Below are 26,759 nucleotides of genomic sequence, written 5' to 3'. Positions count from 1 at the left end.
AGCAAACAGCATTGCCCTCTCCTGGAGTCTTCGCCATGAACCTTTCGTTGTACCTGCTGACCGTGCTGATCTGGGGCACCACCTGGATTGCCTTGAAATGGCAACTGGGCGTGGTGGCCATTCCGGTGTCGATCGTTTATCGCTTCGGCCTCGCCGCGCTGGTGCTGTTCGTGATGCTGTTGCTCAGCCGCAAGCTGCAAGTGATGAACCGTCGCGGGCACCTGATCTGCCTGGCGCAGGGACTGTGCCTGTTTTGCATCAACTTCATGTGCTTCCTGACCGCCAGCCAGTGGATCCCCAGTGGCCTGGTGGCCGTGGTGTTTTCCACCGCCACGCTGTGGAACGCCCTGAACGCGCGGGTGTTCTTCGGCCAGAAGATCGCCCGCAACGTCCTGATGGGGGGCGCGCTCGGTTTGCTGGGGCTGGGCCTGTTGTTCTGGCCAGAACTGGCCGGCCACACCGCCAGCCCGGAAACCTTGCTCGGCCTGGGCCTGGCGCTGCTCGGAACGCTGTGTTTCTCGGCGGGCAACATGTTGTCGAGCCTGCAGCAAAAGGCCGGTCTCAAGCCGCTGACCACCAACGCCTGGGGCATGGCCTACGGCGCGGCGATGCTGTCGGCGTGGTGCCTGGTCAAAGGCATTCCGTTCGACATGGAATGGAATGCGCGTTACATCGGCTCGTTGCTGTACCTGGTCATTCCAGGTTCGGTGATCGGTTTCACGGCCTACCTGACGCTGGTCGGGCGCATGGGCCCTGAGCGTGCAGCCTATTGCACAGTGTTGTTCCCGGTGGTGGCGCTCAATGTGTCGGCCTTTGCCGAAGGCTATCAATGGACCGCACCGGCGCTGGCCGGGCTGGTGTTGGTGATGCTGGGTAACGTGCTGGTGTTTCGTAAACCCAAGGCGCCGATGTTGCAGGGGAACGGCAAGCTGGCTTGAAGACCTTTCGGATCGAGTGCGTGTGTACTTAGCGCTCGATCCGGAGGGTCAAATAGATCAATAACGGCATGATGAAGTCGACAATATGTCGAGCCCAGTCTTTATAATTCCAATAGGGTGATTCATCCATGTTGAACCACTCTGTGCCGATAACTTGAAAGCAGACGTAATAGATAAATGTTGCGATCAGTAAACCAATAATTGCAAACTTCTTCGCCTCATGAAATTTCTTGGCGCTGGTGTTTATGTTTTTGTACAAGTGGTATGTGCCCACCATGCAAAAGACAGTAAAGAGCACCTCGAGTGTAATGATTGACCAATAAATCCTGTGATGAACCATGGGCGAGGTAATGGCGCGATAGCTGTATTTCTGGCCTTCGCGGATGGTGTCCATGCTGAGGATGTGGGCGATGTATTCGTAGTTGGTGGGGTAATCGGTGAAGTTGCTATACAAAATCAATAAACCCAAAAAGCTTATAAATAGCATCAGAGTGGCTTTGCTGATTTTGATGGTTTGATTGATTGTCAGGTGGTTCAAGGTGGTTCTCCAAATCTGTTTTCCGTTTATGTTCGGATAAGTAAGGAGAGTCTATAGTCTGGTTTGTTTGTTGAGTGATGGACTGAATTGCAAAGTGTGTATTGGCGGTTGTTTTGTTTGGGGGATTAAAGGGGGCATTGTAGGAGCAGCCGGTCGACGCTCGATTGCTCCTACAGGGTCAATCAGTCTTTCCAGATTTGCGGGTTGACCAGATCCTGCGGTCGCTCACCGAGCAAGGCACTGCGCAGGTTAGCCAAGGCACGGTTGGCCATCGCTTCACGGGTTTCGTGGGTCGCCGAGCCGATGTGCGGCAAGGTCACTGCGTTTTTCAGTTGATACAGCGGCGATTCGGCCAGCGGTTCTTTCTCGTAGACATCGAGCCCGGCGCCACGGATCTGGTTGTTTTGCAGCGCCTCGATCAGCGCCGGTTCGTCCACCACCGGGCCGCGGGCAATGTTGATCAGAATCGCGCTCGGCTTCATCAGCGCCAGTTCGCGGCGGCTGATCAGGTGTTTGGTCTTTTCACTGAGCGGCACCACCAGGCAGACGAAATCGGCCTCGGCCAGCAGCTCATCCAGGCTGCGGAACTGCGCACCGAGTTCTTGTTCCAGCGCGGTTTTGCGGCTGTTGCCACTGTAGAGAACCGGCATGTTGAAACCGAGCCTACCGCGACGGGCGATGGCTGCACCGATGTTGCCCATGCCGACGATGCCCAGGGTTTTGCCGTAGACATCGGTGCCGAACAGCGGGGCGCCAACGGTCGCTTGCCATTGGCCGGCCTTGGTCCAGGCGTCCAGCTCGGCAACGCGGCGGGCGCTACTCATCAGCAGGGCGAAGGCCAGGTCGGCGGTGCTTTCGGTGAGGACATCCGGCGTGTTGGTCAGCATGATCCCGCGTTCGTTGAAATAGGCGACGTCGTAGTTGTCGTAGCCGACCGACACGCTGGACACCACTTCCAGTTTGCTCGCGTTCTCCAGTTGCGCCCGGCCGAGCTTGCGACCCACGCCGATCAGGCCATGGGCGTGGGGCAGGGCTTCGTTGAATTGGGCGTTGATGTCGCCGTTTTTCGGGTTGGGCACGATGACGTCGAAGTCCTGCTTGAGGCGTTCGATCATTTCAGGCGTGATGCGACTGAAGGCGAGGACGGTCTTTTTCATGGGAGGAGGGCTCGTCGGGCGTGGAGAATGCCAAGCACGCTAACATTCTTCCCGGACCTTGTGTAGGAGCGAGCTTGCTCGCGAAAAACCTGAGATCGCCGTTGGGTGTCAGGCTTGCTGCGTTATCGTTCACGACCATCGCGAGCAAGCTCGCTCCTACAATAAATAGGGCTCAATTCGCCAACCGCGCCCCAGCCAGACTCCCGCTCAACTCATACGCCGCCAGTTCCGCCTGATGCGCCGCCAGAATCTCCGGCAACGACCCGCGCAAATACTCGACCCAGGTCTTGATCTTCGCATCCAGGTACTGCCGCGACGGGTAGATCGCGTACAGGTTCAGTTCCTGCGACCGGTAGTTCGGCATCACCCGCACCAGCGAGCCGTTACGCAACCCTTCAATCGCCGCATACACCGGCAGCACGCCGACGCCCATGCCGCTGGTGATCGCGGTTTTCATTGCGTCCGCCGAGTTCACCAGAAAAGGCGAGCTATGGATGGTGACCATTTCCTGACCTTCGGGCCCGTCGAAGGTCCACTTGTCCAATGGAATCACCGGGCTCACCAGGCGCAGGCACGCATGGTTCAGCAAATCGCTGGGCTTGTGCGCGCAGCCGTTGGCTTTCACATACGCCGGCGAGGCGCAGACGATGCTGTAGGTGATGCCCAGACGCTGGGACACAAAACCCGAATCGGGCAGTTCGCTGGCGAGGACGATCGACACGTCGTAGCCCTCGTCGAGCAGGTCCGGCACGCGGTTGGCCATGGTCAGGTCGAAGGTCACGTCGGGGTGAGTCTTGCGATAGCGGGCGATGGCGTCGATCACGAAGTGCTGACCGATGCCGGTCATGGTGTGCACCTTGAGCTGTCCGGCCGGGCGCGCGTGGGCGTCACTGGCCTCGGCCTCGGCTTCTTCGACGAAGGCCAGGATCTGCTCGCAGCGCAACAGGTAGCGTTTGCCGGCCTCGGTCAGGGCGATGCGACGCGTGGTGCGGTTGAGCAGGCGGGTTTGCAGGTGGGCTTCCAGGTTGGAAACCGCGCGCGAGACGTTGGCCGTCGTGGTGTCGAGTTGCACGGCGGCGGCGGTGAAGCTGCCGGCCTCGGCCACGTAACTGAAGGCGCGCATGTTTTGCAAAGTGTCCATGGGATGCTCTCGGGTGCGATGGCAAATTGTGACACGAAGTTTCAGAGCCTGAGACCCCGACCAAGGGATTATCGCGCTAACGGTAACAAAGATTCACAGGAATCCCAGCTTATCGCCATTCCGGTCGCCCCCTAGAATTGCACCGACCTCTGTAGGAGCTGCCGAAGGCTGCGATCTTTTGATCTTGCTTCCAAAAAAATCAAAAGATCGCAGCCTTCGGCAGCTCCTACAGGGGGACCTCTCTCCATCTCAGGAAATCGCAGCAGTGCCGCGTCGCATCAGCAGAGCGCTTCAGACGCTCAGTGTTTTGGCTTTAACCCTGGCAATCAGCGGCTGCATCGGACCGGAGGTATTGCCCCGCAGGGCAAGGCGCTGGAGGCCAATTCACTGGCCACCGACGAAGCCATCCAGAGCGCCGCGCAGGACGCTCACTGGCCCACCGCGCAATGGTGGCAAGCCTACGGCGACCCGCAACTGAACCGCTGGATCGACCTTGCACTGCAAGGCAGCCCGACCATGGCCATGGCGGCCGCGCGGGTGCGTCAGGCCAAATCCATGGCCGGCATTGCCGAGTCCGCCGAGTCGCTGCAGATCAACGGCGAATCCACCCTCAAGCGCCACAACTGGCCCACGGATCAGTTCTACGGGCCGGGTGAACTGGCCAACTCGACGACCTGGGACAACAACGCCGCGCTGGGCTTCAGCTACACCCTCGACCTCTGGGGCCGCGAAAGCAATGCCACCGAGCGCGCCGTCGACATGGCGCACATGAGCGCCGCCGAAGCGCGCCTGGCCCAGCTCGAATTGCAGAACAACATCGTGCGCGCCTACATCGAACTCTCGCTGCATTACGCGCAACGGGACATCGTCGCCGCGACCCTGAAACAGCAACAGCAAATTCTCGACCTGGCACAGAAGCGCCTCAACGGTGGCATCGGCACGCACTTCGAAGTCAGCCAGGCAGAAACGCCGCTGCCGGAAACCCACCGCCAGCTCGATGCGCTGGACGAGGACATCGCCCTGAGCCGCAATCAACTCGCAGCCCTTGCAGGCAAAGGCCCGGGCGACGGCGCGCAGTTGCAACGGCCGACGCTGGCATTGGGCGCCGCGCTGAAACTGCCGTCGTCGCTACCGGCGCAGTTGCTCGGTCAACGTCCGGACGTGGTCGCCAGTCGCTGGCAAGTCGCGGCTCAGGCGCGGGGCATTGATGTGGCTCACGCCGGTTTCTACCCCAATGTCGATCTGGTCGGCAGCCTCGGCTACATGGCCATCGGCGGCGGGGCGCTGGAGTTTTTGACCGGCAAGAAACTCAATTACAGCGTCGGCCCGGCGATCTCGCTGCCGATTTTCGACGGCGGCCGTTTGCGCTCCGAGTTGGGTGAAGCATCGGCCGGTTATGACATTGCCGTGGCGAAGTACAACCAGACGCTGGTCAATGCGCTGAAGAACATCTCCGACCAGTTGATCCGCCGCGAGTCCATGGACAAGCAGCAAACCTTCGCCGCCGAGTCGGTCGCCACCGCGCAGAAGACCTACGACATCGCGATGGTCGCCTACCAGCGCGGGCTCACCGATTACCTCAACGTGCTCAACGCCCAGACCCTGCTGTTCAAGCAGCAGCAAGTCCAGCAGCAGGTTCAGGCCGCGCGGCTCAGTGCTCACGCCGAACTGGTGACGGCGCTCGGTGGCGGGCTTGGTGCGGGTAACGATGTGCCGAAGGATAGCCAGACCCAGGCACCGAAAACCCCGGCCCTGCTTAAGAGCCTCTCAAATTGAACACGATGTCTCGAGCTCATCCGCATTTGTGGCGAGGGAGCTTGCTCCCGCTTGAGTGCGTAGCACTCACAAAATTGGCGGTGGCTACCCGAGTTTGGGGGCCGCTACGCAGCCCAGCGCGAGCAAGCTCGCTCGCCACAGAATCTCCTTTTCCTCAAGTTCTTTCAGGATTCGAATGACTCCCTCGCCCGCACCTCTGCGCTGGCTGTATTCCCTTGATTGGCGCCGGGGTTTCTTTGACTGGGCACGCAGCGATGGCGTGACCTGGGTCTACATTTTCAAGGTGCTGTTCGCCGCGTTCCTGACCCTGTGGCTCGCCATGCGTCTGGAATTGCCGCAACCGCGCACGGCAATGATCACTGTGTTCATCGTCATGCAGCCGCAAAGCGGTCAGGTGTTCGCCAAGAGTTTCTATCGCTTTCTCGGCACGTTGACCGGGTCGGCAGTGATGGTCGTGCTGATTGCCTTGTTCGCGCAAAACACCGAGCTGTTCCTCGGTTCGCTGGCGATCTGGGTCGGCATCTGTTCGGCAGGTGCCGCGCGTTATCGCAACTTCCGTGCGTATGGTTTTGTACTGGCCGGCTATACGGCGGCGATGGTCGGGCTACCCGCTTTGGCGCATCCGGACGGCGCATTCATGGCGGCGGTCTGGCGCGTGCTGGAAATCTCCCTGGGGATTCTTTGCGCCACCGTGGTCAGCGCCGCGATCCTGCCGCAAACCGCCAGCGCGGCGATGCGCAACGCGTTGTATCAGCGCTTCGGCGTATTCGCGTTGTTCGTCACCGATGGTTTGCGCGGTCGCAGCAAACAGGACACGTTCGAAGCGAGCAACGTGCGCTTCATCGCCGAGGCGGTCGGCCTGGAAGGGCTGCGCAGCGTCACCGTGTTCGAGGACCCGCACATGCGTCGGCGCAACGGCCGGCTCAGTCGTTTGAACAGCGAATTCATGGGCATCACCACGCGTTTCAACGCCTTGCATCAGTTGCTTGAGCGCTTGCGCAGCAGCGGCGCCGATCATGTGGTCGCGGCGATCAAACCGGGCTTGCAGGACCTCGCGGAAGTGCTCGACGGTTTCAGTGGCCGCGCGTTGACCAGCCCTGACGCGGCACGTCTGGTGATTGCTTTGAGCGCTTATAAGGAAGGGCTGCCGGCCAGGGTTCGCAGCTTGCGGGCGAGCTTTGAGGAAAGCGATCCGAGCGACGCCGAGCTGCTCGATTTTCATACAGCGTATGAGTTGCTCTATCGCTTTGTCGACGACCTGCACGGATATGCACAGACCCACGCGTCCCTGGCCGATCACCGTCATGAACGGGAGCAATGGGACGAGCCGTTTACCCCGCAAACCAACTGGATGGCATCAGCCGCGTCGGGTATTCGCGCGGCGTTCATTCTCGTGGTGCTTGGCAGTTATTGGGTCGCGACAGCGTGGCCGAGCGGGGCGACGATGACGTTGATTGCCGCAGCGACGGTGGGCCTTTCAGCAGCGACGCCGAACCCGAAGCGCATGGCGTTTCAGATGGCCTGCGGAACCTTCCTCGGTGCACTGATCGGTTTCGTCGAGATGTTTTTCATCTTCCCGTGGATCGACGGTTTTCCCCTGCTGTGCGTGATGCTCGCGCCGGTGATCGTGCTCGGTTCGTTCCTGGCCTCGCGCCCGCAGTACGCCGGCATTGGCCTCGGTTTGCTGATCTTCTTCAGTACCGGTTCGGTGCCGGACAACCTCACCGTCTACAACCCTTACACCTTCATCAATGACTACATTGCCATGGTGCTTGGCATGCTGGTGTGCGCGGCGGCGGGGGCGATCATCCTGCCGCCCAACAGTCGCTGGCTGTGGCGTCGGCTGGAGCAGGATTTGCGCGGGCAGGTGGTGTACGCCATCAGCGGCAAACTCAAAGGATTGGCCTCAAGTTTCGAAAGCCGCACGCGGGACCTGCTGCATCAGGCTTACGGTCTCGCCGCCGGGCAGCCGCAGGTGCAGCGGGACTTGCTGCGCTGGATGTTCGTGGTGCTGGAAGTCGGCCACGCGATCATCGAGCTGCGCAAGGAACAGGCGATTCTGCCGGTGCATCCGGCGTACGCCGAATCGCAGCCGTGGCGCCAGGCCATCCGCGTGATGGGCCGCTCGCTGGTGCGGCTGTTCCTGCAACCGAGCCAGAGCAATCTGGAGCGCGGGCTGGTCGCGGTGGACCATGCGATCAGCTGCGTGCAAGCCACTGACGAACCCTTTGCCCCGCACTTCGACACCTCGGCATTGCGTCGGGTGAAAAGCTACCTGCACTTCATCCGCACCTCGTTGCTCGACCCGCAATCACCGCTCGCCGCGTACGTGAACACTGCGCCTCAAGGACTTGAACATGCCTCGTGAAATCGCCTTCCACGGCGTGTACATGCCGACCATGACGCTGATGTTTTTCATCGCCGCGGCACTGGCCTGGGCGCTGGACCGGTTTCTATCCGGGTTCGACCTGTACCGCTTCTTCTGGCACCCGGCGCTGCTGCGCTTGAGTCTGTTTACCTGTCTGTTCGGCGCCTTGGCGCTGACCGTCTACCGTTGACTCTCTACCACTGACTCTCTATCACTGAAGAAGGCCCTGATGAAAAAGCTTTTCAGCCTGCTCGCCACCCTGCTGGTGCTGGCCCTCGCGCTATGGATCGGCCGGACCCTGTGGGTGCATTACATGGACACGCCATGGACCCGCGACGGTCGGGTGCGCGCCGACATCATCAACGTCGCCGCCGACGTCAGCGGGGAAGTGGTGGACGTGCCGGTGCGCGATAACCAGTTGGTGAAGAAGGGCGATTTGCTGATGCGCATCGACCCCGAGCACTACCGCATCGCGGTCAAACAGGCGCAGTCGCTGGTGGCTTCACGCAAATCGACGTGGGAGATGCGCAAGGTCAACGCCCATCGCCGCGCCGACATGGATGCCCTGGTGATCTCCAAGGAAAACCGCGACGACGCGAGCAATATCGCAGACTCGGCCCTCGCCGATTACCAGCATGCGCAAGCGCAACTGGAAGCGGCCGAACTGAACCTGAAACGCACTGAAGTCCGCGCGGCGGTTGACGGCTACGTGACCAACCTCAACGTTCATCGCGGCGACTACGCGCGTATCGGCGAAGCGAAAATGGCTGTGGTCGACATGAACTCGTTCTGGGTCTATGGCTTCTTCGAAGAAACCAAGCTGCCGCACGTGCACGTCGGTGATAAGGCTGACATGCAGCTGATGAGTGGCGAAGTATTGAAGGGGCACGTGGAGAGTATTTCTCGCGGGATCTACGACCGTGACAATCCGGAAAGTCGTGAACTGATCGCCGATGTGAACCCGACCTTCAACTGGGTGCGCCTGGCACAGCGCGTTCCGGTGCGGATTCACATTGATGAAGTGCCGGAGGGGGTGCTGTTGGCGGCGGGGATTACGTGCACGGTGGTGGTTAAGAAACCTTAAGACCGAGTCGCCTGCATTCGCGAGCAGGCTCGCTCCCACACTTGATCTGCTTCGTATGCCTAGTCTGTGTTCACTGCAGATCCAATGTGGGAGCGGGCTTGCTCCGGGCGGCGTTCCGACGAAGGGGGCGACTCGCTTTCAGAGCTGCCCGCGCAACCCGAACCGCTTCATCAACCCCAACTCCAGCAACCCCTTGGGCAACAACCCCGCCATCAACGGCATCGCCCGGCTGCCGTTGCCCAAACGAATCAGTCGCGGCGGTTTTTTTTGCTGCACGGCCTTGAGCAAACCGGCGGCAAGTTCACTGGCCGGGGTCGGGTTGCCCTGAGATGCGTTGGCCCGTGCCCGAATACCTTCACGCAGCGGAAACCAAGGTGACTGTTCGCTGATCGATTGCTCGGCCTCAGCCCCGGCATTCTTGGCAAAACTGGAGGCGATGGCGCCCGGTTGGACTTCCATGACCCGCACACCGAACGGCGCCAGTTCCATGCGCAACGCATCGCTCAAGGCGTGTACTGCCGCTTTCGACGCGCAATACGCGCCGGCAAACGGTGTGACCAACACTCCGGACACACTGCCGATATTCACCACCAGCCCTTTGGCCCGGCGCAGCACCGGAAACAGCGCACGCGTCACGCCGACAATGGCAAACACATTGGTCTCAAACTGCCGCTGCAGGGCCGGCACACCACCGTCGAGCAACGGCCCCATCGCGCCGTAACCGGCGTTGTTGATCAGCACGTCGAGGCCGCCATGCTGCTGATTGATCTGCTCGCTCAACTGTTCGAGCGCCGCGCCATCGTTGACGTCGAGTTGTACGGCGTTGAAACCGGCCGCCGCCAGAACTGCCACGTCTTCAGCCTTGCGGGCGCTCGCCCAGACTTCGTAACCGGCCGCTTTGAAGGTGTCGGCCAGGGCGCGGCCAATGCCGCTGGAACAACCGGTAATCAATGCAATGGGCATGGCGCGTTCCTTGTGCAGATGAAAAAACAGTGATTAGTCAGAGAAACTACCCTGTAATCGCTCGGCGCGAAACTCCTTTGTTTCAGAGCGATATTAGTACGCAGCGGCGGACCGGCAAAAAACTTCTCTGTTCGCTCTGGCCTGCTATTCAACAGGGCGACGGCTGTTTGTCTGATCAGAATTTTCGTAAGAATACACACTGGCGACCATACCGATATTCGTTTCTTGTCAAGCTAGTAGTTCTGCTAGCTAGCGAAAGTTATAGTTCAGGGGTAACTTGATGTTGGCAGGTGTTTAGAATCTCAATTATGTTCTCGTCTGGGAGTGTGTGTTATGGCTAATACGAAAAAAGATTATGAATTTATTTCTATATTTCTTCAGGGAGAAGAACCTCCATCAATTTCGGTGCCAAGATCAACAACAGTTCAGTTGGAGGCTGTGCTGCCCGTTTACGAGGAGGGTGTAGCAGAGGTGAAGTCAGTGGAGTGGCAGTTATTCAAATTTGGCGACGCTAATACCGGGACTATCTCCAATACGGGTGTGTTTAACGCACCTCCTACCCTTGGAAAGGTACTTGTTAGCTGTTACTCACATAACTACGACGTTAAAGGTTTTATGGTTCTAAAAATTGTTTAGTAAATGTCGTTATGCTTTCGCCCAACCATGCTGATGGAGCGCAATGAGTTGGGCGGAGGCTTTTTGTTTTATCTATTAAAGTGGGTTGTGCGTAAAGAAATTAACAGTACAGTGTGTCTGAACGCTGTATACCGATTATCTTCTTTAGATTGTTTTTCTCATGTTGTCCACCGACTGGCGTGAAAAGGATCAGTCAGAGAAACTACCCTGCAAACGCTCGGCGCGAAACTCCAGAGTTTGCGGGCGGTAACCGGGACGCAGCGGCGGCATGGGCAAGCAATCTTCCCAATTCGCCCCGGCCTGCAATTCGCCGGGGCCGCGATAACGCGGCGCAGTGTATTGATTGTCGGCCAGATTGACCGTATCGCCCGGTGCGTACGCGGCGATGCGCCAACGCAATTCGGTCAGCGGCACATCGTTTCCGTTGTTCATTGTCAGTTGCAACGGGCGATCCGCCGGGCAGTGCTCCGGCGCATAGGTGATGCGCAACTCAAGACGTGCCAGTTGCTTGACCTCGCGGTTGTCCATCCAGATCACCCAGGTGGCCACCAGACCCAAGCCAATGGCGGCCGCGACCGAGACGGGCAATGCCTTGGCCGGATAGCGCAGTAACAGGATCAGCCAGGTGATGACCAGCAGGACGCCGATGAACATGTCGCGAAACCTCGGGAGGGCATGCGAGCATCCTACCTAAGCGGAAGTGCGATTGGCGATGGGTATGATTTCTGCGGTGACTGGGCGGGCCTCATCGCGAGCAGGCTCGCTCCCACAGTGGATCTGCTGCGTGCACCAAACCCCTGTGGGAGCGAGCCTGCTCGCGAAGGGGGCATCAGACTCTCTGCAAAACCTGGACAAAAAAAGCCCCCGCCCAACCCGCTGCGGATAGGGAACGCAGCAAGTTGGACGGGGGCTTTTCGTTTTACTGAACGCTTACTGCGCGATGGTTTTCACCGACACGCCACGCTCGACCGGCGTAGACCGGCCATAGATATCTTCAAACCGCTCGATATCGTCCTCACCCAGATAGCTGCCCGATTGCACTTCGATGATCTCGAGCGGAATCTTGCCCGGGTTACGCAAACGGTGAACCGAAGCGATCGGAATATAGGTCGACTGGTTTTCACACAGCAGGAACACGTTTTCGTCGCAGGTCACTTCGGCGGTGCCGCTGACCACGATCCAGTGTTCGGCGCGGTGGTGGTGCATTTGCAGCGACAGGCACGCGCCCGGTTTGACCGAGATGTGCTTGACCTGGAAACGGCCGCCCATGTCCACCGAGTCGTACGAGCCCCACGGACGATAGACTTCGCAGTGGTTCTGGGTTTCGCTGCGGCCCTGTTCGTTGAGGGTGTTGACCATCTGTTTCACGCCTTGGACCTTGTCCTTGTGGGCGATCATCATGGCGTCCTTGGTTTCGACGACCACGATGTTTTCCAGGCCGATCACCGACACCAGTTTGCCGTTGCCGTGGATCATGCAGTTTTTGCTGTCTTGAATGACCACGTCGCCTTTGGTGACGTTACCGTTGGCGTCTTTTTCGTTCACTTCCCACAGCGACGACCAGCAACCGACATCGCTCCAGCCAGCAGTCAGTGGTACGACGCAGGCGCGCTGGGTTTTTTCCATGACCGAGTAATCGATGGAGTTGTCCGGGCAGCAGGCGAAGGTGGCTTCGTCGATGGTGACGGTGTCGGCGTCCTGTTTGCTGCGCTCCAGGGTCAGCAGGCAGGTGTCGTAGATGTCCGGATCGTGCTTCTTCAGCTCTTCGAGGAAGCGGCTGGCGCGGAACAGGAACATGCCGCTGTTCCAGAAGTAACCGCCGGACTGGACGAATTCGGTGGCACGTTTCACATCCGGTTTTTCGACGAAGTGCGAGACACGGCTGACGCCTTCGGGCAGCAGTGAGTCGTTGGTCGATTTGATGTAGCCGTAGCCGGTTTCCGGTTTGGTGGCCGGTACGCCGAACAGCACCATTTCGCCGTTTTCGGCGGCGACGGTGGCCAGGGCCAGGGCGCGTTGCAGGGCTTTCTGGTCTTCCAGCACGTGGTCGGCCGGCAGCACCAGCATCAGCTCGTCGCGACCTTCATTGATCAGCATCATCGCGGTCAGGGCCACGGCCGGCGCAGTGTTGCGGCCGAACGGTTCCATCAGGATGCGCTGGGTTTCCAGCTTACGGTTGCTCAGTTGCTCGTTGACGATGAAGCGGTGGTCTTTGTTGCAGACCACGATCGGGCTGTCCATGCCTTCGAACACCAGGCGTTCCAGGGTTTGCTGGAACAGCGTGTGTTCGCCGGTCAGGGCGAGGAACTGTTTTGGGAACTGCTTACGCGAAAGCGGCCAAAGACGTGAGCCACTACCACCTGACAGGATCACCGGAATCATGTTGTTACTCCTTGAAAATCGAATGGGTCAGAGCTACTGCGTTCTGTCGTTTCACTCTTGTTCTTATTCCGTGTCCGGATTGACGACCCGCTCCCACAGGGGAGGGCGTCAATCAGGAAAATTTGTTAGCGCGTCGAAACCGGGCGTTTTACCCAGACTGGCGACAGGCTGCTGCCGTTACCGGTGATGTACAGCACCGCCGCTTCACCGCGTTCCAGGGCAACCGGCTTCACGTCGCCGACTTTCGTGGCGCCATCGTATAGCGCCAGGCTGACTTTGACCGGGTTGATTTCACGCTCGCCACGGCCCTTGGCGGCCACGGACGGGACCACTTCGGTCTTGCCGTCGGCGGTTTTCAGGGTCAGTGCCTTGTCGCTCAGGTTCTGTACACGAACCAGGGATTTTTGCTTGTTCTTGAACGGCGGCTCTTCGATCAATTGCGGCGCGCCGCTGGCGTTGTTGACCAGGGTGTAATAGTGGTCACCGGCCAGTTTCACCGGCAGGGTCTGGCTGCCGATTTTGGCGCTGTAGTCGCCGCCCGGCATGAAGCTGAAGTCAGTGCTGGACAGCGGCGCGACTTCGCTCAGGTTGGTGCTGCCTACGGTGGCGCTGACTTCAGCGTTGCCCGCGTTATAAACGCGGACGAAGCTCGAACCTTTCGGTGCGGTCGGGCCGTAGAGCGCTGCGTCACCGGCGAAGGCTTGCAGGGACAGCACGCTCATGCCTGCAACGAGTGCAAAGGTCTTGGCGAGACGGCGAGGAGTAGTAGTGAAAGTCATGGAAGTACCTCTCTCTTTCAGTTTTGCGCCCGGTCGGGCGTCTCGGATTTAGTGTTTACGGCTACGTTTTGCTGGCGAGCGCCGGCTTTTTTGAGCGCTGCGACCCACTGCGGGTCGGCGTCGCCGATATCGTTGTTCACAGGCAGATAACGTTCAGGAAACTCCCAGATCAGCACCTGTGGCGGGCTGTTCTTGAAAGCATCACTTTTCAGATAGGTGAGCATCGGCAGAATCGGGCCGTGGCCGTCTTCGGCGTAATTGACCACGTCGCTGTGCAGCGCTTCTTTCAGCGCGCCGACGAAGTTCCAGTTGGGGTTGGCGCTGTAGCTGGTGCCGATCAGGGCCACCGGCACTTCGGTGTTGGCGAACAATGCGTCATCACCACCCGCCTGATCGTCGGCCGCCACGGTGTTACGCTTCTGCAACGGCTCGGTCGCCGGCATCAGGTTTTCGAACAGCGGATCGAGCGGCAGGAACAGGCGCAGGTCACCCTTGTGGGTCACTTTCTCTGCCGGCTCGGTGACGAAACGCTGAGGCTCGCCGCTGAGCGGGGTTTTTTCGGCAATGGTTTTGGCCAGGGTCTCGGCGGCGATTTGCGCGCCTTCCGGGGTCCAGTGGGTGTCGGTGCGCAGGAACACTTGCTGACCGTTCAGCTTGCCCTTTTGCAGCGGGACGAGCAGGTCGGGCGCGATGATCTTGTTGGCCGCCACACGGGCGTGGAAGTCCTCATAGAGGTTGGCGTGAATGCTCGAAGGCTTCGCTTCACCCAAGTGTTCCGGATACAGGCGAGTCTTGGCCGGCACGATCGCCATCACCAGTTTCACGCCTTTCTCTTTCAGTTCCTGGCGCACGCCTTCGACCAGCGCGTAGTTGCCTTGCAGGTTCAGCTCTTCGTTGACGATCGGGTTGAATTCTTCATCGCTGTACAACCACTGGTCGCGACCGAGCACGACGCCCGGACGACCTTCGTTGAACAGTTTGAAATCCAGCGCGGCCCAGAGGTTGGTGCCCAGGCGCTTGATCGGGAACTCGTCGTCGTAGTGCGTTTCGACAGCCTTGGTCCAGCGGCCGTTGAGCACCGTCGCGTCAGCGTTGGTGCTGAAGCCGAGGAAACTGCGCGTCGACCACAGGCCCAGGACCAGCAGGGTCACCAGGAACAGGGCGATGTAGAAGATGCGTAATGAGCGGGTCATGGTCAGATCCCTCAGAACTGGAAGTAAAGGAACGGCGAGAAGCTTTGCGCCGAGAGTTTGAAAATCGAAGCGATGAACAGCACCAGTACCAGCGCGCGCATCACGTAACGGGACCAGTCAGCGGTCCAGTAGGCCGGTTGCACGGTGGCCTCAACGCCAACGGTGTAGCCCGGTTGGTGAATGCTGGCCGGGTTGTCGCCCGGTACGGCTTTGATCATTCCTGGTGTCGCAGCGGCGGGGCCATCGGCCTCGACGTTGACGACCGGTTTGGTCTTGACCGGTGGCTGGTTGCTGTAGAAATCACGGATGCCGAAGAACGCCAGGGTCATGTAAGCCACCACCAGAGTCGCCACTTGCAGACCGGTGAGGCTGGCCTCGTTGAGTTCCGACAGCGACCATTCGCCGAAGCTGAACATCGCGCCGTACATACGGCCGGCGACGTGCAGGTTTTCCGCGCGGAAAATCACCCAGCCCATGACCACGAGCAGGAACGTCAGCGCCCAGCGGATCGGGTTGATGCTGCGCGGCGAGGTGTTCAGGCCCAGCGCTTTTTCAATCGCCAGCCACATGCCGTGCCACGCGCCCCACACGATGTAAGTGATGTTCGCGCCGTGCCACAGACCACCGAGCAGCATGGTCAGGAACAGGTTGCGATAGGTCATCAACGTGCCTTTGCGGTTACCGCCCAGCGTGATGTACAGGTAGTCACGCAGCCAGGTGGACAGGCTGATGTGCCAGCGACGCCAGAACTCGGTGATCGACTGGCTGATGTAGGGCTGTTTGAAGTTTTCCATGAAGCGGAAACCCATCATCAGGCCCAGGCCGATGGCCATGTCGCTGTAACCGGAGAAGTCGAAATACAACTGCGCGGTGTACGCCAGGGCGCCGAGCCAGGCATCGCCCGTGGTCGGGTTCTGCAAGGCGAAGCAATGGTCGGCCACCACCGCGAGGGTGTCGGCGATGAAGACCTTCTTGATGAAACCCTGCATGAACCGCGTGGCACCTTCGGAGAACTTGTCGAGGGTGTGGGTGCGGTTGTTGAACTGGTCGGCGAGGTCGCGAAAACGCAATACCGGGCCGGCGATCAAGTGCGGGAAGATCGCCACGAACGCCGCAAAGTCGATCAGGTTGCGGGTCGCAGGCGTGTCACCCCGGTAGACGTCGATGATGTAGCTGATGGACTCGAAGATGTAGAACGAGATCCCGATCGGCAACAGCACGTGGGTCAGGATGAACGGCGACAGACCGACTGAGGTCATCATCGCGTTGATGCTGTCCACGCCGAAGTTGGCGTACTTGAAGTAGCCGAGAATGCACAGGTCGACAGCGACGCCGAGCAGCAGCCAGCGCTGGGCCGGTTTGGTCCTGACGCCGGCGGCGCCGACCTTGAGGCCGATCCAGTAGTTCCACAGCGTGACGGCGGCGAACAGCGCGAGGAAGTCCACGCGCCACCAGGCATAGAACACATAGCTGGCGATCAGCAGCAGCAGGTTGCGATAGCGTATTCCGCTCAAGTAGTACATGCCGAGAAAGATCGGCAGGAACAAAAACAGGAACACGTTGGATGAAAATACCATCCCGGTCTCTCCATGTTTAACCAACAGTCAAGGGCCGCAGCCCCCCCAAACCCCCCACCGAAAACCGGGGGGCGTATCACACAAAACTCAAGCCTTGCACCGACCCTGTAGGAGCTGCCGAAGGCTGCGATCTTTTGATCTTGATCTTTAAAAGCAAGATCAAAAGATCGCAGCCTTCGGCAGCTCCTACAGAGGGTTGTGTCTGGTCTATGAACCTTTGTTGCCTTTTTCGTTGGCCGGGTCGTAGACCTTGGTCAGGTCACCCCCGAGGCGGAAGGTCTTGAACGGCTGCATCTCGTGCTTTTTCTCAAGCACATCCGGCGAGCAGGTGTAGAGCGTGCAGAACGGTTCGAGCCAGGCGAATTTCGAGTCGACCTTCAGGTCGGTCATGTCCTGTTCCTTGCCGTTCTTCTTCTCGAATTCGTCCGGGTCTTCAACCCCGGCCAGCACTCGATCACCCAAGCGCTTCAGCGCGCCGTTGTTTTCCTGACGCAAGTCCACACCGTTGACCTGAGCGAAACTGGCGATCATCGCCAGCGGCGGCAGGGCGTAGTTGTGGTAGGCGAGGGCGCGTTGCTGGCGCTTCAGTTCGTTCGGCAGGAAACCCTGGGCGTCGACCTGATTGGCGCCGACCTTGTATTCCTTCACGGCCCAGTCGAACAGGTCGCGGCGGTTGGTGGCGATGGACGTTGCCATCACCGACCACGCTGCCCAGTACGAATGGTTGTTAGTTTGTTCCAGCGGCAGGTTGTCCCAGTCGCTGACCACCTGATCGGCCATCTTGCTGAACCAGGCCTCGATCAACTGCGACTCTTGCTGGTGGTTGGCCAACGGATGCGAGTCGGAAAACTTCAGGCGAATGTAAGACGACGCCATGCTGCCCAGTGCCCATTTGCGCATGGACTTGCCGGTGTGGTTGAAGTCCTTGGACATCAGCGCGTCGGCCTTGGCCCACGCGGTCAGCCAGTTCAGCGTGCATTCAAGCTGTTCCGGACGACCGTCACGCATGAACTGCATCACGCGCTTGCTGGTGCCGCGCTCAATCTTGGTGATGTCGGCGGTGCTGTCGCGGAAGGCTTTTTCCGACTGCTCGTTCAGGGTCGAACGAGCTTTGTCAGAGCCTTCGTATTTGCTGCGAAATTGCAGCGAGCCGGTGTACGGCGTCGGCATCGCGTCACAGCCGTCGCTCTTGTCGCCGGTTTTGACTTTCTCGATCGGCGCGAAGTAACCCTGTGGCGGGCGCAATGGCGCGGCGGCCTGAGTGGCGCCGGCAAACATCGCCAGCGTCAGCAGGGAGGGCGCGAGAAATCTTTTCAAGGTTCGGGTTTGCATAATTGCCTCATTGCCCGGCTTGAGCAGTCTTCAGCCCAGCGCCCGGGAACACGTTGCGTTTGCAGATTTTCGCTTCGACTTTCTGCGGCGCGGCACCTGCTTCAGGGCCCTGGACTTCGACGGCCAGCAGATTCTGCGAGGCCCAGTCTTCGTCCGTGCGCAACTCAAAGGCGAAACGCCCGTCGGTATCGGAGGTTTCCGGTTTTTCGATCTTGATGTCCTCGTGGCGCCCGTTCATGTACCAGAGGGTGGCTTGTAAGGTTTTCACCGATGGATCGGCGAAGCGGATGTCGACCTGGTGACTGCTGTTTTGCAGGTTCAGGTTTTTGCTGTTGACCATCAATTCGTTCTTGCCCGGTTTCAGCGTGGCGCTGGCGCTCATCTGTGCATCCTTGCCTTCGCAACCGTTGTCCAGCAGCGCCATCATCTGGCGGTAGATGGTTTCCTGGTCGAGGCGGTAGAGCGGCGAGAATTCCCAGATCAGAATCTTCGGCGGCTTGGTCTGGAACTCTTCGCTGCCCAGGTACTGCAGCATCGAACCTTCCAGGCCACCGCCGGGGAACGCCACGTTGAGGATGTCGGCGCCGATGGCCTCTTCGAGGAAACCGGCGAAGTTGTAGTTCTTGCCACTGTGGCTGGTGCCGACCAGGGTGATCTCGGGATTGCCGGAGTCACTGAACAGATCGCCATCCGCCGCTTCACCTTTTGGCTCGGTGGTGAACTGATCCATGTACTGGATCGCGTAGCTGGTGCCACAGAGTTGACCGGCCATATTGTGTAACGTTCCGGTCTTGCCCATGCGACCCGACTTGTGGCTCTCGAATTCACGCTTCGGAATGCCGGCAAACTCAGGCAGTTGCTTGATTTTCTCGCCGACGATTTTCGCCGTGCGCTGGGCGCCATACGGCGTCCAGTGCTGGTCGCCGCGGAAGTAGAAGTCGTGGGCGGGCAGGGTGTCGGGCAGCGATTCGTTGGTCAGCGGCGACAGGTCCGGCACCACGTAACCCATGGCGGCGAAACGGCCGAGCATGGTCTTGTAGTTTTTCAGCGCCTTGTCGAAATCGAACCTGGCTTTGTCTTCCGGATTGAGCTTGTTGCGGTTCACCAGGCCACGAGTGGGTTGATAAACAACAACGAGCTCCACGCCTTTGCTCTTGAACGCATCGTGCAATTCTTTCATGCGTTTGTAGCCGGCGGGTGTGGTGTCGAATTCGGTGCGCAAGTCTTCCTGCGTACGGAACAGCCAGTCGCCCTGAGCCTGCACCAGCGTGGTGAAGTTCTGCTGATACCGCGTGGTGTAGTTCTTCGCGTCGTGGGCTTCGGGGCACAGGTTGCAGCACGGCTCGGCGTTGAATGCCGGCGCCTTGGCTTCGTCTGCACGAGCGCCCGCGCTGGCCGCGAGAATGCCGGCGGTCAAGGCCGACAGGCTGAGTAATTTGATCAAGTGTGAGTGCATAAAATTATCCTCAGTCCCGCATTTCGGTCTGGCGTTCGACAGGGTCGATCAGCACGGCTTTCTGCTGGCGCACCAGCAGGTCGAGAATTTCATCCTGGCGCTCGCCGAGAATCCCCGAGAAGCTGATGCCGCTGGATTTGGTCGGGGCGAGCATGGACACGCGATACAGCTCGACGCTCAGCGGCGAGTCGATGGACAGCGGGCCGCTGCCGTTGCTGGCCAGTTCGCCGCCCACCACGATCAGGGAAACCTGGGCGTCGAACGGGTCGAGCTTGATGTCGCGGTCGGTGTTGCTCAGGTCCTTGATGTGGCCGTAGACGCCGGTCAGGCCGTTGGCCATGGCGAGGTTTTCGTAAAGGCGGATGTTCACGCTGTTACGAATGCGGATGCCGTGGCGCTTGTTGCTGATCACCTTGTTGCCCCACAACAGGTTGTCGGCACTCTCGTAGAGGGTGATGCCGTCGGTGTGGTTCTTGTAGATCTCGTTGTAGGCGATGATGTTGTTGACGCTGTTACGGTCGATCACCAGCCCCGACAACTTGTTGTCGTAGCTGCGGTTGTTGAAGATGAAGCTGTCGTTGACCTCACGGGAAATAATGATCCCGTGCTTCTTCTTGGTCCCGAACACCGTGTTGTCGGCGATGATCAGACCGTGGGAACGGTCATGCGGGTCGATGCCGTAGACGATGTTGTCTTTGTAGGTGTTGCCCTTGACCACGAAATCACGGGTTTCGTAGCAGTAGAAGCCGTACCACATGTCCGAGAACTCGGAACCGACGATCCAGCCGGTCGGTTCAGGGCGCTTGAGCACTTTGGCCATGTTCGGCGTGTACTGGGAAATACTCACCCCGTACGACTTACTGTTGGCGTAGCCGAAGCTGGCGATCTTGCTGTTGGCGATGTAGGTCTCGGTGCCGCCCCAGGACAGCAGGAACGGACGGAATTCCTTCGGCGACTTGAACGTCGCCGGGCCGTTGTCCTTCTCGCGCCAGCCGGTGATTTTGGTATCACGCACAAACAGCTGACCGTCGTTGACCAGGAACGAACCGGCCTCCTGGGACAGGCGCAATTCCTGGGTCTGCTTGTCGATTTCCAGAATGCCGTGCTTGCCGACCACGATCGGCAACTTCGCCAGGAACACGCCCGGTGAGGTTTCGCTGAAGTACTGCTTCGGCAGCTTGTTCGCCAGATCCTTGAGGTTCATGTAGCCGTCGTCGATGAAGATCGCCTGGGGGATGCCGTGCTGACGCACCACCCATTCGGCCATCTTGTTATCGCCGCCGATGAAGTCCTTCAGCGCGTCTTCCTGCATCATCCGGCGCACGCTGATCTTGCCGGCCTTGGTGCGCACGATTTTCGCGGCGATGGCGTCGGCGGTGTAGCCGGAGGTGTCCGGCAGTATTGGTCTTTCCAGCTCCAGCGGCGCGCTCGGCGCGCTGCTGACGGTGTAGGTCTTGGCCTGCTGCAATTCCTTGCCCATGGTCGCGGGCTTCGGCGCCTGCTCCACATTATTGGCGAAGCAAGCCGAGCTGGCGGCCAGCAGCATCGCGCCGGCCAGCAAGGTCAATGAGCCTCTCTTCGGACTGTTCATGTCAGGAACTCCTTTAGCGGTTCGCATCAGAAGCGCCAGATCACGTCGACAAACGCGCGGTGCATGTACGAGTCGACTTCTTTGCCATAGGCATCGCCCGGCTTGAACACACCACCACGCAAGCGCACGAGGGCCGACGGTTCGTCGATCGACTGGCTCAACGCGGCAGGCAACAGGCCTTGCTTGAAGTATTTGGTGACCACGAGGTCCATTTCCTGACCGAGGTCTTTGTTGCCATCTTCCAGCGGTAGGGACGTGCTGGAGAGAATGGCGCCGGTTGGGTCGGTGTCGTTCTCGACGGCATTGATGCCGTTGCTGCCGACCGGCTTGTTGCCGTCGACGCGCCAGAATTTGTGGTAGATCACACTGGCGTCGTATTCGTCGTTGAGCATCCACGAACCGAACAACGTAGCGGTCTGCATGTTGTTCATTTCGCCACGGAACGCTTCGCCGAAACGGTGAACCCGCGAGCGCGTACCGGTGTAGTTCGAGCGGTTGCTTTCCAGGCCGTTCTGTTCGTAGTCGGCACTGGCGCGGGCATAGGCTGCACCGACTTGCCATTGCGGATCGAGGCGCAGGCGCACACCGATATCTGTCGCCCAGCCGTTGAGGTCTTCACCGCGCTTGGCGTCGGTCGGGCGCGTGCCGTCGGCGTTCAGCTGATTCACCGTGTCGGTGTCGCCGCTCATGCCAGTGACGCTGCCCCAGTAATTGACGGTATTGGTGTTGCGGTAGTTGTACGCATCGCTGTCGGCGGTGAGGCCGAGCCAGCTGATGTCGCCGTTCTGTTTCTTGTCCAGCGAGTCGCCGGCCACACCCGGTTCCGGGTAGTCGAGCTTGCCGTCATCGTGGGTGTGATGACCGCGAATGCCGACCCAGTTGCCCGGCGTCCACTGATACGCTGCATCGGCGTAGACGTGCAGGCGATCCTTGTCCTTCGGTGCCAGTTCTTTCAGGTCGGTGCGGTATTCGCTGAAGCGTTCGGCGACACCGACGTTGGCGCGCAACAGGGTGGTGTCGAAGGTCCAGTTCAGGGCTTCGATGTTGGTGTCGCGCCATTGGCCGTCGTCGTTGCGCAGGCGCTGGCGACCGAGCTTCAACTGCTCGCCCGGATACGGCGTGAAGCCGCTGTAGCCGACCCAGAATTCGCGCATGGCCAGGTAGTTTTTCTTGGTCTTGCGATCACCGTTGTCGGTGGTCTGGGTGCCGTCGCTGTCGGACTGCTGCAAGGTATCGGTTTCGATGATGTCGGTCGACGTCACGGCCTGACCCATGGCGTAGGCGCTCCACTCGCCGCTTTCGCCATAGACCCATGGACGCAGGTCGAGACCGACGCCGTTGACGTCGCCGCCACTGGCGGTGCCGAGGTCACGGTCGTCTTCGGACTGGCCGGTGACTTTCACGTCCAGACCGAAATTCTTGGTTTCGGTCTCTGCCGCCAGGGTTGGGCAAGACCAGATCAGCGCGCACGTCAGACCGATGCCGGCCTTCATGAATGGATTCAACTTCATAGGGATTCCTCGCCGTCTTCTTCTTGCAGGGCATGCAGTTCCAGCGTGTTCTGGCTCAAGGCGCCACGAACGGCCTGTTCTTGTTTCAACAGGCGTTGGGCCTCGGCGAGCTGGGCAGGCGGCAGTTGGGCTTCGAGTGTTTGCGCAAGCTCGGTGGCTTGCGGAGTGTTCTGGGCCTTGGCCAACTGGCTGAACACGTAAGCGTTAAGCGGATTTGGCTTGGTGCCCTTGCCTTGGGAAAACAGCTGGGCGATGGCGAAGTCGGCGCTGTTCTGGCCGTTGCGCGCAGCGGTCAGCAAGTGATCCAGTGCTTTCTGCGAATAGACTTTGCCCAGGTAACCGCGGCGGTAGATCTGGCCGAGGTAGTAATCGGCGGCGACTTCTTTGCCGACGGCTTTCTGGAAATGTGCTTCGGCGACTTTCGCGTCGGCTGGCACCCATTTGCCATCGTAGTAGAGCTTGCCGAGCAACAGTTCGGCGCGCGGCTGGTCGGCGGCGCGGCCGTTGTCCAGGTACTTCATCATCTTGTCGACGTCGCCGAGTTCCGGGAAGTCGTAGAGCAATTGCGCCAGGCTGACCCAGGAAGCGGGGTAGGCGGGGGCGATGTTTTCGAGCAGCGACTGAGCGGTTTTTTCGTCGGTCTTGCCCAGGGTTGCATCACCGAGCACACGAGCGACACTGTCAACGCGCTGAGCGGAAACGGTGCCGCGGGTATGCGCCGCTTGCATCTGTTTGATCAGCTCGGCCTGTTGTTCCGGTTTGCCTTGCTTCTGGTAAACCGTGGCCAGTTCGACGTAGCAGATGTCGGTGGTGTTCAACGCGGCTTTGCAGATGGTTTCGACTTCGGCCAGGTGCTGGTCGTAAGTGCCCTGGGTGCGATAGAGCAGCACTTGGGCCAGGCCCGCTTCCGGCTTGCCTTCGGCGCGCCATTGGCTGATCTGCTGTTGCGCGTTGACGTTCGGGAAACTGTGCGGGTATTGCAGGTACAGCATCGCCAGCGGGATCAGCGTGTTGCCTTCGCCATTGGCCGAGGCTTTTTTCAACAGGCCTTCGGCTTCGTGCTGTTCGGCTTCGGTGGAGCCGGGTTTGGCCACCAACAAACGTCCCAGGCGAGCCTGAGCTCGCGGCGAGACGTCGGCCGCGGCGCGGTAAGTCGCCTCGGCCTGCTTGATCTGCGCGGGGTCGCGGCTGTCGACCTGGATATCGGCGAGACCTACTTGAGCCTCGCTATAGCCCAGGTCGGCCAGTTGCTTGTAGTTCTGCTGCGCCAGCGTGGTGTCGCCGCGCTTGAGGGCTTCATTGGCCAGACGCTGGTCGGGCAGGCCGGCGCAACCGCTTAGGCTGACTGCCAACGCAACTGCACACAACGCATAACCCCTGTAGGAGTGAGCCTGCTCGCGATTCGGGCAACTCGGTGTTTCAGACAGACCGCGCTGATCCCATCGCGAGCAGGCTCGCTCCCACAGGGACTGCGGCGTATTCGAGATATTTGTGATGGTCACGGGCATGTCCTCTGCTTAAATACCGGAAGCCATGGCTTTATCGATCAGCCAGTTCAGGTTCGGGCCACGGTCGCTGTTCACTTCAACCGGGCGGCCGGCAAACTTACTGTCCAGCGGCTCGTCAGGCTGGATCAGCACGCGAATGTCGGACGACAGGTCGGCGCTTTTCAGGCTGGTGCTGCTGACGATCTTGCCGGTGCGGGTTTTGTCTTCGCCGGCGATCTGGAAGCTGACGTTGGTGCCTGGACGCACGTCGCCGAACTGGCGATAGGAGAAGCGCGCTTCAACGTTGGCTTCGCTGCCCTGCGGCACCAGTTGGAAGATCACGTCGCCCTTGGTGGCGTACTGACCGTCGGCGACCAGTTGCTGGGCCACGGTGCAATCGCACGGCGAGGTCAGGGTGCCGGTCATTTGCTTGCCGAAGAGTTCTTCAACCTTGGCCGGTTGCAACTGATCTTCGTCCAGATGGCCCTTGAGCACGTCCAGCATGCTGGTGCTGAAAGTTGCCAGCGGTGCGCCTTTGGCGGCAACGCCGTCAGCCTTGATCAGGCTCTGCACGGTGCCGTCGCGCGGCATGGTGATGCTCATGCCCGGCACGCTGACCAGACCGGCCTGCGCGTGGCTGACGAAGTACATGCCGTACACCGATTTGAAAATGAAACCGAACGCCGTCAGACCGACGAGGAAAATCCCCAGGCTGAAGGTCACTGCACGCAGACGCCCGAAAGCGGTCATGCCGTGGCCGCCATCCTTGACCTTGCGCGCCTTGGTGAAGTTGTCGCGCTGCAGGGTCGCCAGCACTTCACCCATGCTGACGATGTCGCCGGCCAGGTGAGAGGTGATCAGGTGGCGCAGGGTCGAGATGTCTTGCGGTTCCAGGTTCTGGAACTGGCAACCCACACGACCGGTCGGGCGGTCGATGGAGCGCACTTGCAGCTCCACGTCCATGGCCAGGCCGAGGTTATCGATGACGAACTGCAGGCGAGCCTTGTACACGTCGCCGATTTTCAGTGGCAGTTGACCGGCGTTGAAGGCCAGGCCGCCAGCGGAGAGGTCGAGCACTCGAGCTTCCATCGGGGTCCGGTCGGGACCGAAGAAGCGCAGCTTGGCCGGAATTTTCACTCGGGCGTGTTGGCGCTGGGCTTCGGATTCATGCACTACGTTGGCGTTGACGGCGGTATTCATAGGGGCGATTTCCTGGTTAATTCAATAAGGGGGCGGTCAGACCATCATCAGCAGCACGGCGACAAAAATGCTGCCTGCGGAGAAGGTCATGGTCCGAGACGACCAGGTGTTGAACCAACGTTGAAAGCTGGCGAGATCACGGGTCAGAGAAGTGGGCTGGCGAGTCCAGGATTGTTGGTCGAGGCGGAAGAACACGTAGATCTTCACCAGCGCGCCGACGATCTGGTTGTAATAGAGAATCGCCGGGTAGGCCGGGCCGATCTTGTGACCGGAGCAGGACAGCAGCAGGGTCAGGATCAGGCGGGTGATGCCGATCCACAGCAGGTAAACCAGGATGAACTCGGTGCCGTACTTGAAGCTGGCGATCAGCGCCACGGTCAGGCCCAGCAGGGAAGTCCACATCGACACGCGCTGATCGAACAGCACCACCGAGGTGAACAGGCCGAGGCGTTTCATCCCCAGGCCCAGGGCGCGGGAGTTCTGGCGCAGGTTGTTGCCGTACCAGCGGAACATCAGTTTGCGGCTGGCCTTGATGAAGCTTTTTTCCGGCGGGTGTTCCACGGTGTGGATCGCGGCGTCCGGCACGTAGAACGTGTCGTAGCCCAGGCGCATCAGGCTGAACCAGCTCGACTTGTCGTCACCGGTGAGGAACTTGAAGCGGCCCAGGCGCCAGTGTTGCAGCGAGTCGCTTTCCACATCGGCGATGAAGTCCGGGTTGGTGACCACGGTGGCGCGGAACACCGACATCCGGCCGGTCATGGTCAGTACGCGTTTGGACAAAGCCATCGAGCACATGTTGATGTGGCGCTGGGCGAAGCGCAGTTTGTGCCACTCGCTCATGATGTAGCCGCCGCGCACTTCGCAGAATTCGTTGGTGGTCAGGCCGCCGACATTGCCGAACAGCTGGAACCACGGCACGGTCTTGAGCACGACGCCTTCAGCGAGCACGGTGTCGCCATCGATCACGGCAACCACTGCACGGTCGTCCGGCAGGTGGCGGGAGATGGCGCGGAAACCGTAGGCCAGGCCATCACGCTTGCCGGTGCCGGGAATGCGCACGAAGTCGAGCTTGACCCGCTCCGGTGGATTCATCTTGGCCCAAAGGCTTTTCACCAGCTTCTCATCGGACATTTCCACGATGGAGCAGACCATGGTGGTCGGCAGGCCGCAGTCGATCGCTTCGCGAATCACCGAGGCGTAGACCTGAGCAGTGGTCAGCGCGTCGATACGAAAACTGGTGACCATCAAAAACACATGGGACGGGTCTGCCGCTTTACCCAGCTTGCGCACTTTGCGCCGCAGGTGCGGGTAGACCACGTACAGAAACAGCATGCCGCGCAGAAAGTGCGTGGCACCCATCGAGTAGCGCCAGATACCGACGATACCGATAAGGAAAATGAAGTCCTTCGACTCGGAGTCGAACGTGGACACAGGCAGCGCCATGGCGATGCCCATCAGAATACTTAAGTAAAACAGCCAACCGGCGGCCTGAAGTAGGCCGTGCTTTAGCCTGTGCATAATCTGCATCCGTCTCGATCTCGGGCGAGCCTGTGGGGTGGCCCGATGGGGTTAAGGCAGGCTTACAAACACCGTAATGTCACCGGTGAACTTGTAGGAGCTGCCGAAGGCTGCGATCTTTTGAGCGTTCGC

21 protein-coding genes and 1 pseudogene are annotated in these 26,759 nt (G+C 59.9%); 6 read left to right on the top strand and 16 right to left on the bottom strand.

Annotation, left to right across the window (positions count from 1 at the left end):
- The first annotated feature begins 35 nt into the window (after positions 1-35).
- Positions 36-938, top strand: a complete 903-nt coding sequence (locus ACYZTL_RS11015) for a DMT family transporter (RefSeq protein WP_461951816.1) — start codon at positions 36-38, stop codon at positions 936-938.
- 28 nt (positions 939-966) lie between these two features.
- On the opposite strand, the gene ACYZTL_RS11010 is transcribed toward ACYZTL_RS11015, so the two are convergent.
- From ACYZTL_RS11010 to ACYZTL_RS11000, 3 genes are all read right to left on the bottom strand, one after another.
- The gene (locus ACYZTL_RS11010) at positions 967-1,476 is read right to left on the bottom strand and encodes a DUF2165 family protein (protein ID WP_461951815.1); all 510 of its coding nucleotides are present in this window, start codon (positions 1,474-1,476) and stop codon (positions 967-969) included.
- A 182-nt stretch (positions 1,477-1,658) separates the two neighbouring features.
- Positions 1,659-2,633 (bottom strand): 2-hydroxyacid dehydrogenase, encoded by a 975-nt coding sequence (locus ACYZTL_RS11005; protein WP_461951814.1) that lies wholly within the window; start codon positions 2,631-2,633, stop codon positions 1,659-1,661.
- A 172-nt stretch (positions 2,634-2,805) separates the two neighbouring features.
- On the bottom strand, positions 2,806-3,774 hold the full coding sequence (locus tag ACYZTL_RS11000; protein WP_461951813.1) for a LysR family transcriptional regulator: 969 nt from the start codon (positions 3,772-3,774) through the stop codon (positions 2,806-2,808).
- A gap of 265 nt (positions 3,775-4,039) precedes the next feature.
- Here ACYZTL_RS11000 and ACYZTL_RS10995 point away from each other — a divergent pair.
- The 4 genes and pseudogenes from ACYZTL_RS10995 (at position 4,040) to ACYZTL_RS10980 (ending at position 9,002) form a co-directional block, all read left to right on the top strand.
- Positions 4,040-5,550, top strand: a pseudogene (locus ACYZTL_RS10995) (efflux transporter outer membrane subunit).
- A gap of 175 nt (positions 5,551-5,725) precedes the next feature.
- Positions 5,726-7,918, top strand: a complete 2,193-nt coding sequence (locus tag ACYZTL_RS10990) for an FUSC family protein (protein ID WP_461951812.1) — start codon at positions 5,726-5,728, stop codon at positions 7,916-7,918.
- Positions 7,908-8,108 carry a DUF1656 domain-containing protein gene (locus ACYZTL_RS10985; RefSeq protein ID WP_007896379.1) on the top strand — a complete coding sequence of 67 codons (201 nt, stop codon included), beginning with the start codon at positions 7,908-7,910 and terminating at the stop codon, positions 8,106-8,108. The genes ACYZTL_RS10990 and ACYZTL_RS10985 overlap by 11 nt, the downstream gene beginning before the upstream one ends.
- A 39-nt stretch (positions 8,109-8,147) precedes the next feature.
- Positions 8,148-9,002: an efflux RND transporter periplasmic adaptor subunit gene (locus ACYZTL_RS10980; protein WP_461951811.1), complete on the top strand. Its 855-nt coding sequence runs from the start codon at positions 8,148-8,150 to the stop codon at positions 9,000-9,002.
- A gap of 138 nt (positions 9,003-9,140) precedes the next feature.
- Here ACYZTL_RS10980 and ACYZTL_RS10975 read toward each other — a convergent pair whose 3' ends face one another.
- The gene (locus ACYZTL_RS10975; RefSeq protein ID WP_461951810.1) at positions 9,141-9,965 is read right to left on the bottom strand and encodes an SDR family oxidoreductase; all 825 of its coding nucleotides are present in this window, start codon (positions 9,963-9,965) and stop codon (positions 9,141-9,143) included.
- Between the two features lie 333 nt (positions 9,966-10,298).
- Here ACYZTL_RS10975 and ACYZTL_RS10970 point away from each other — a divergent pair, with 333 nt between their 5' ends.
- Entirely contained in the window at positions 10,299-10,601 is a 303-nt protein-coding gene (locus ACYZTL_RS10970) for a hypothetical protein (protein WP_461951809.1), read from the top strand.
- Between the two features lie 189 nt (positions 10,602-10,790).
- Here the strand turns inward: ACYZTL_RS10970 and ACYZTL_RS10965 are convergent, their stop codons facing one another.
- From ACYZTL_RS10965 to alg8, 12 genes are all read right to left on the bottom strand, one after another.
- Positions 10,791-11,255, bottom strand: coding sequence for a multidrug transporter (locus ACYZTL_RS10965; RefSeq protein WP_461951808.1), 465 nt, complete (start codon positions 11,253-11,255; stop codon positions 10,791-10,793).
- A gap of 276 nt (positions 11,256-11,531) precedes the next feature.
- A complete protein-coding gene (locus ACYZTL_RS10960; protein ID WP_461951807.1) occupies positions 11,532-12,983 on the bottom strand; it encodes a mannose-1-phosphate guanylyltransferase/mannose-6-phosphate isomerase in 1,452 nt (483 codons plus the stop codon).
- A 125-nt stretch (positions 12,984-13,108) separates the two neighbouring features.
- Positions 13,109-13,762 (bottom strand): alginate O-acetyltransferase AlgF, encoded by a 654-nt coding sequence (locus ACYZTL_RS10955; protein WP_461951806.1) that lies wholly within the window; start codon positions 13,760-13,762, stop codon positions 13,109-13,111.
- A gap of 17 nt (positions 13,763-13,779) precedes the next feature.
- Positions 13,780-14,955, bottom strand: coding sequence for an alginate O-acetyltransferase (locus ACYZTL_RS10950; RefSeq protein ID WP_461951805.1), 1,176 nt, complete (start codon positions 14,953-14,955; stop codon positions 13,780-13,782).
- Positions 14,956-14,966: 11 nt separating this feature from the next.
- Positions 14,967-16,532 carry an MBOAT family O-acyltransferase gene (locus tag ACYZTL_RS10945; RefSeq protein WP_461951804.1) on the bottom strand — a complete coding sequence of 522 codons (1,566 nt, stop codon included), beginning with the start codon at positions 16,530-16,532 and terminating at the stop codon, positions 14,967-14,969.
- 207 nt (positions 16,533-16,739) lie between these two features.
- Positions 16,740-17,864, bottom strand: coding sequence for a mannuronate-specific alginate lyase (locus tag ACYZTL_RS10940; protein WP_461951803.1), 1,125 nt, complete (start codon positions 17,862-17,864; stop codon positions 16,740-16,742).
- Between the two features lie 7 nt (positions 17,865-17,871).
- Entirely contained in the window at positions 17,872-19,320 is a 1,449-nt protein-coding gene (locus ACYZTL_RS10935) for an alginate O-acetyltransferase (RefSeq protein ID WP_461951802.1), read from the bottom strand.
- A 10-nt stretch (positions 19,321-19,330) separates the two neighbouring features.
- Positions 19,331-20,911 carry a mannuronan 5-epimerase AlgG gene (gene algG / locus ACYZTL_RS10930; RefSeq protein WP_461951801.1) on the bottom strand — a complete coding sequence of 527 codons (1,581 nt, stop codon included), beginning with the start codon at positions 20,909-20,911 and terminating at the stop codon, positions 19,331-19,333.
- A 26-nt stretch (positions 20,912-20,937) separates the two neighbouring features.
- Positions 20,938-22,422 carry an alginate export family protein gene (locus tag ACYZTL_RS10925; RefSeq protein WP_461951800.1) on the bottom strand — a complete coding sequence of 495 codons (1,485 nt, stop codon included), beginning with the start codon at positions 22,420-22,422 and terminating at the stop codon, positions 20,938-20,940.
- Complete coding sequence (gene algK, locus ACYZTL_RS10920) at positions 22,419-23,930, bottom strand: alginate biosynthesis TPR repeat lipoprotein AlgK (protein WP_461951799.1); 1,512 nt, start codon at positions 23,928-23,930, stop codon at positions 22,419-22,421. Before algK ends, ACYZTL_RS10925 begins: the two co-directional genes overlap by 4 nt.
- Before the next feature lie 9 nt (positions 23,931-23,939).
- Entirely contained in the window at positions 23,940-25,109 is a 1,170-nt protein-coding gene (locus ACYZTL_RS10915; RefSeq protein WP_461951798.1) for a PilZ domain-containing protein, read from the bottom strand.
- Positions 25,110-25,145: 36 nt separating this feature from the next.
- Positions 25,146-26,627, bottom strand: coding sequence for a mannuronan synthase (alg8, locus tag ACYZTL_RS10910; protein ID WP_461951797.1), 1,482 nt, complete (start codon positions 26,625-26,627; stop codon positions 25,146-25,148).
- Positions 26,628-26,759 lie beyond the last annotated feature (132 nt).

The organism is Pseudomonas sp. LB3P81 (genome assembly GCF_054897965.1).
Note: the sequence above shows the minus strand (reverse complement) of the source record. Positions and strands in the feature narration are given on the sequence as shown.

Bases quoted from the DNA above. Each gene is read 5' to 3' on its own strand.
- ACYZTL_RS10950 (WP_461951805.1), bottom strand. From the start codon at position 14,955: ATGACCCGCTCATTACGCATCTTCTACATCGCCCTGTTCCTGGTGACC.
- ACYZTL_RS10940 (WP_461951803.1), bottom strand. From the start codon at position 17,864: ATGCAAACCCGAACCTTGAAAAGATTTCTCGCGCCCTCCCTGCTGACG.
- ACYZTL_RS10935 (WP_461951802.1), bottom strand. From the start codon at position 19,320: ATGCACTCACACTTGATCAAATTACTCAGCCTGTCGGCCTTGACCGCC.
- alg8 (WP_461951797.1), bottom strand. From the start codon at position 26,627: ATGCACAGGCTAAAGCACGGCCTACTTCAGGCCGCCGGTTGGCTGTTT.
- ACYZTL_RS10915 (WP_461951798.1), bottom strand. From the start codon at position 25,109: ATGAATACCGCCGTCAACGCCAACGTAGTGCATGAATCCGAAGCCCAG.
- ACYZTL_RS11000 (WP_461951813.1), bottom strand. From the start codon at position 3,774: ATGGACACTTTGCAAAACATGCGCGCCTTCAGTTACGTGGCCGAGGCC.
- ACYZTL_RS10975 (WP_461951810.1), bottom strand. From the start codon at position 9,965: ATGCCCATTGCATTGATTACCGGTTGTTCCAGCGGCATTGGCCGCGCC.
- ACYZTL_RS10990 (WP_461951812.1), top strand. From the start codon at position 5,726: ATGACTCCCTCGCCCGCACCTCTGCGCTGGCTGTATTCCCTTGATTGG.
- ACYZTL_RS10985 (WP_007896379.1), top strand. From the start codon at position 7,908: ATGCCTCGTGAAATCGCCTTCCACGGCGTGTACATGCCGACCATGACG.
- ACYZTL_RS10970 (WP_461951809.1), top strand. From the start codon at position 10,299: ATGGCTAATACGAAAAAAGATTATGAATTTATTTCTATATTTCTTCAG.
- ACYZTL_RS10965 (WP_461951808.1), bottom strand. From the start codon at position 11,255: ATGTTCATCGGCGTCCTGCTGGTCATCACCTGGCTGATCCTGTTACTG.
- ACYZTL_RS10945 (WP_461951804.1), bottom strand. From the start codon at position 16,532: ATGGTATTTTCATCCAACGTGTTCCTGTTTTTGTTCCTGCCGATCTTT.
- ACYZTL_RS11015 (WP_461951816.1), top strand. From the start codon at position 36: ATGAACCTTTCGTTGTACCTGCTGACCGTGCTGATCTGGGGCACCACC.
- ACYZTL_RS10960 (WP_461951807.1), bottom strand. From the start codon at position 12,983: ATGATTCCGGTGATCCTGTCAGGTGGTAGTGGCTCACGTCTTTGGCCG.
- algG (WP_461951801.1), bottom strand. From the start codon at position 20,911: ATGAACAGTCCGAAGAGAGGCTCATTGACCTTGCTGGCCGGCGCGATG.
- algK (WP_461951799.1), bottom strand. From the start codon at position 23,930: ATGCCCGTGACCATCACAAATATCTCGAATACGCCGCAGTCCCTGTGG.
- ACYZTL_RS11005 (WP_461951814.1), bottom strand. From the start codon at position 2,633: ATGAAAAAGACCGTCCTCGCCTTCAGTCGCATCACGCCTGAAATGATC.
- ACYZTL_RS10925 (WP_461951800.1), bottom strand. From the start codon at position 22,422: ATGAAGTTGAATCCATTCATGAAGGCCGGCATCGGTCTGACGTGCGCG.
- ACYZTL_RS10980 (WP_461951811.1), top strand. From the start codon at position 8,148: ATGAAAAAGCTTTTCAGCCTGCTCGCCACCCTGCTGGTGCTGGCCCTC.
- ACYZTL_RS10955 (WP_461951806.1), bottom strand. From the start codon at position 13,762: ATGACTTTCACTACTACTCCTCGCCGTCTCGCCAAGACCTTTGCACTC.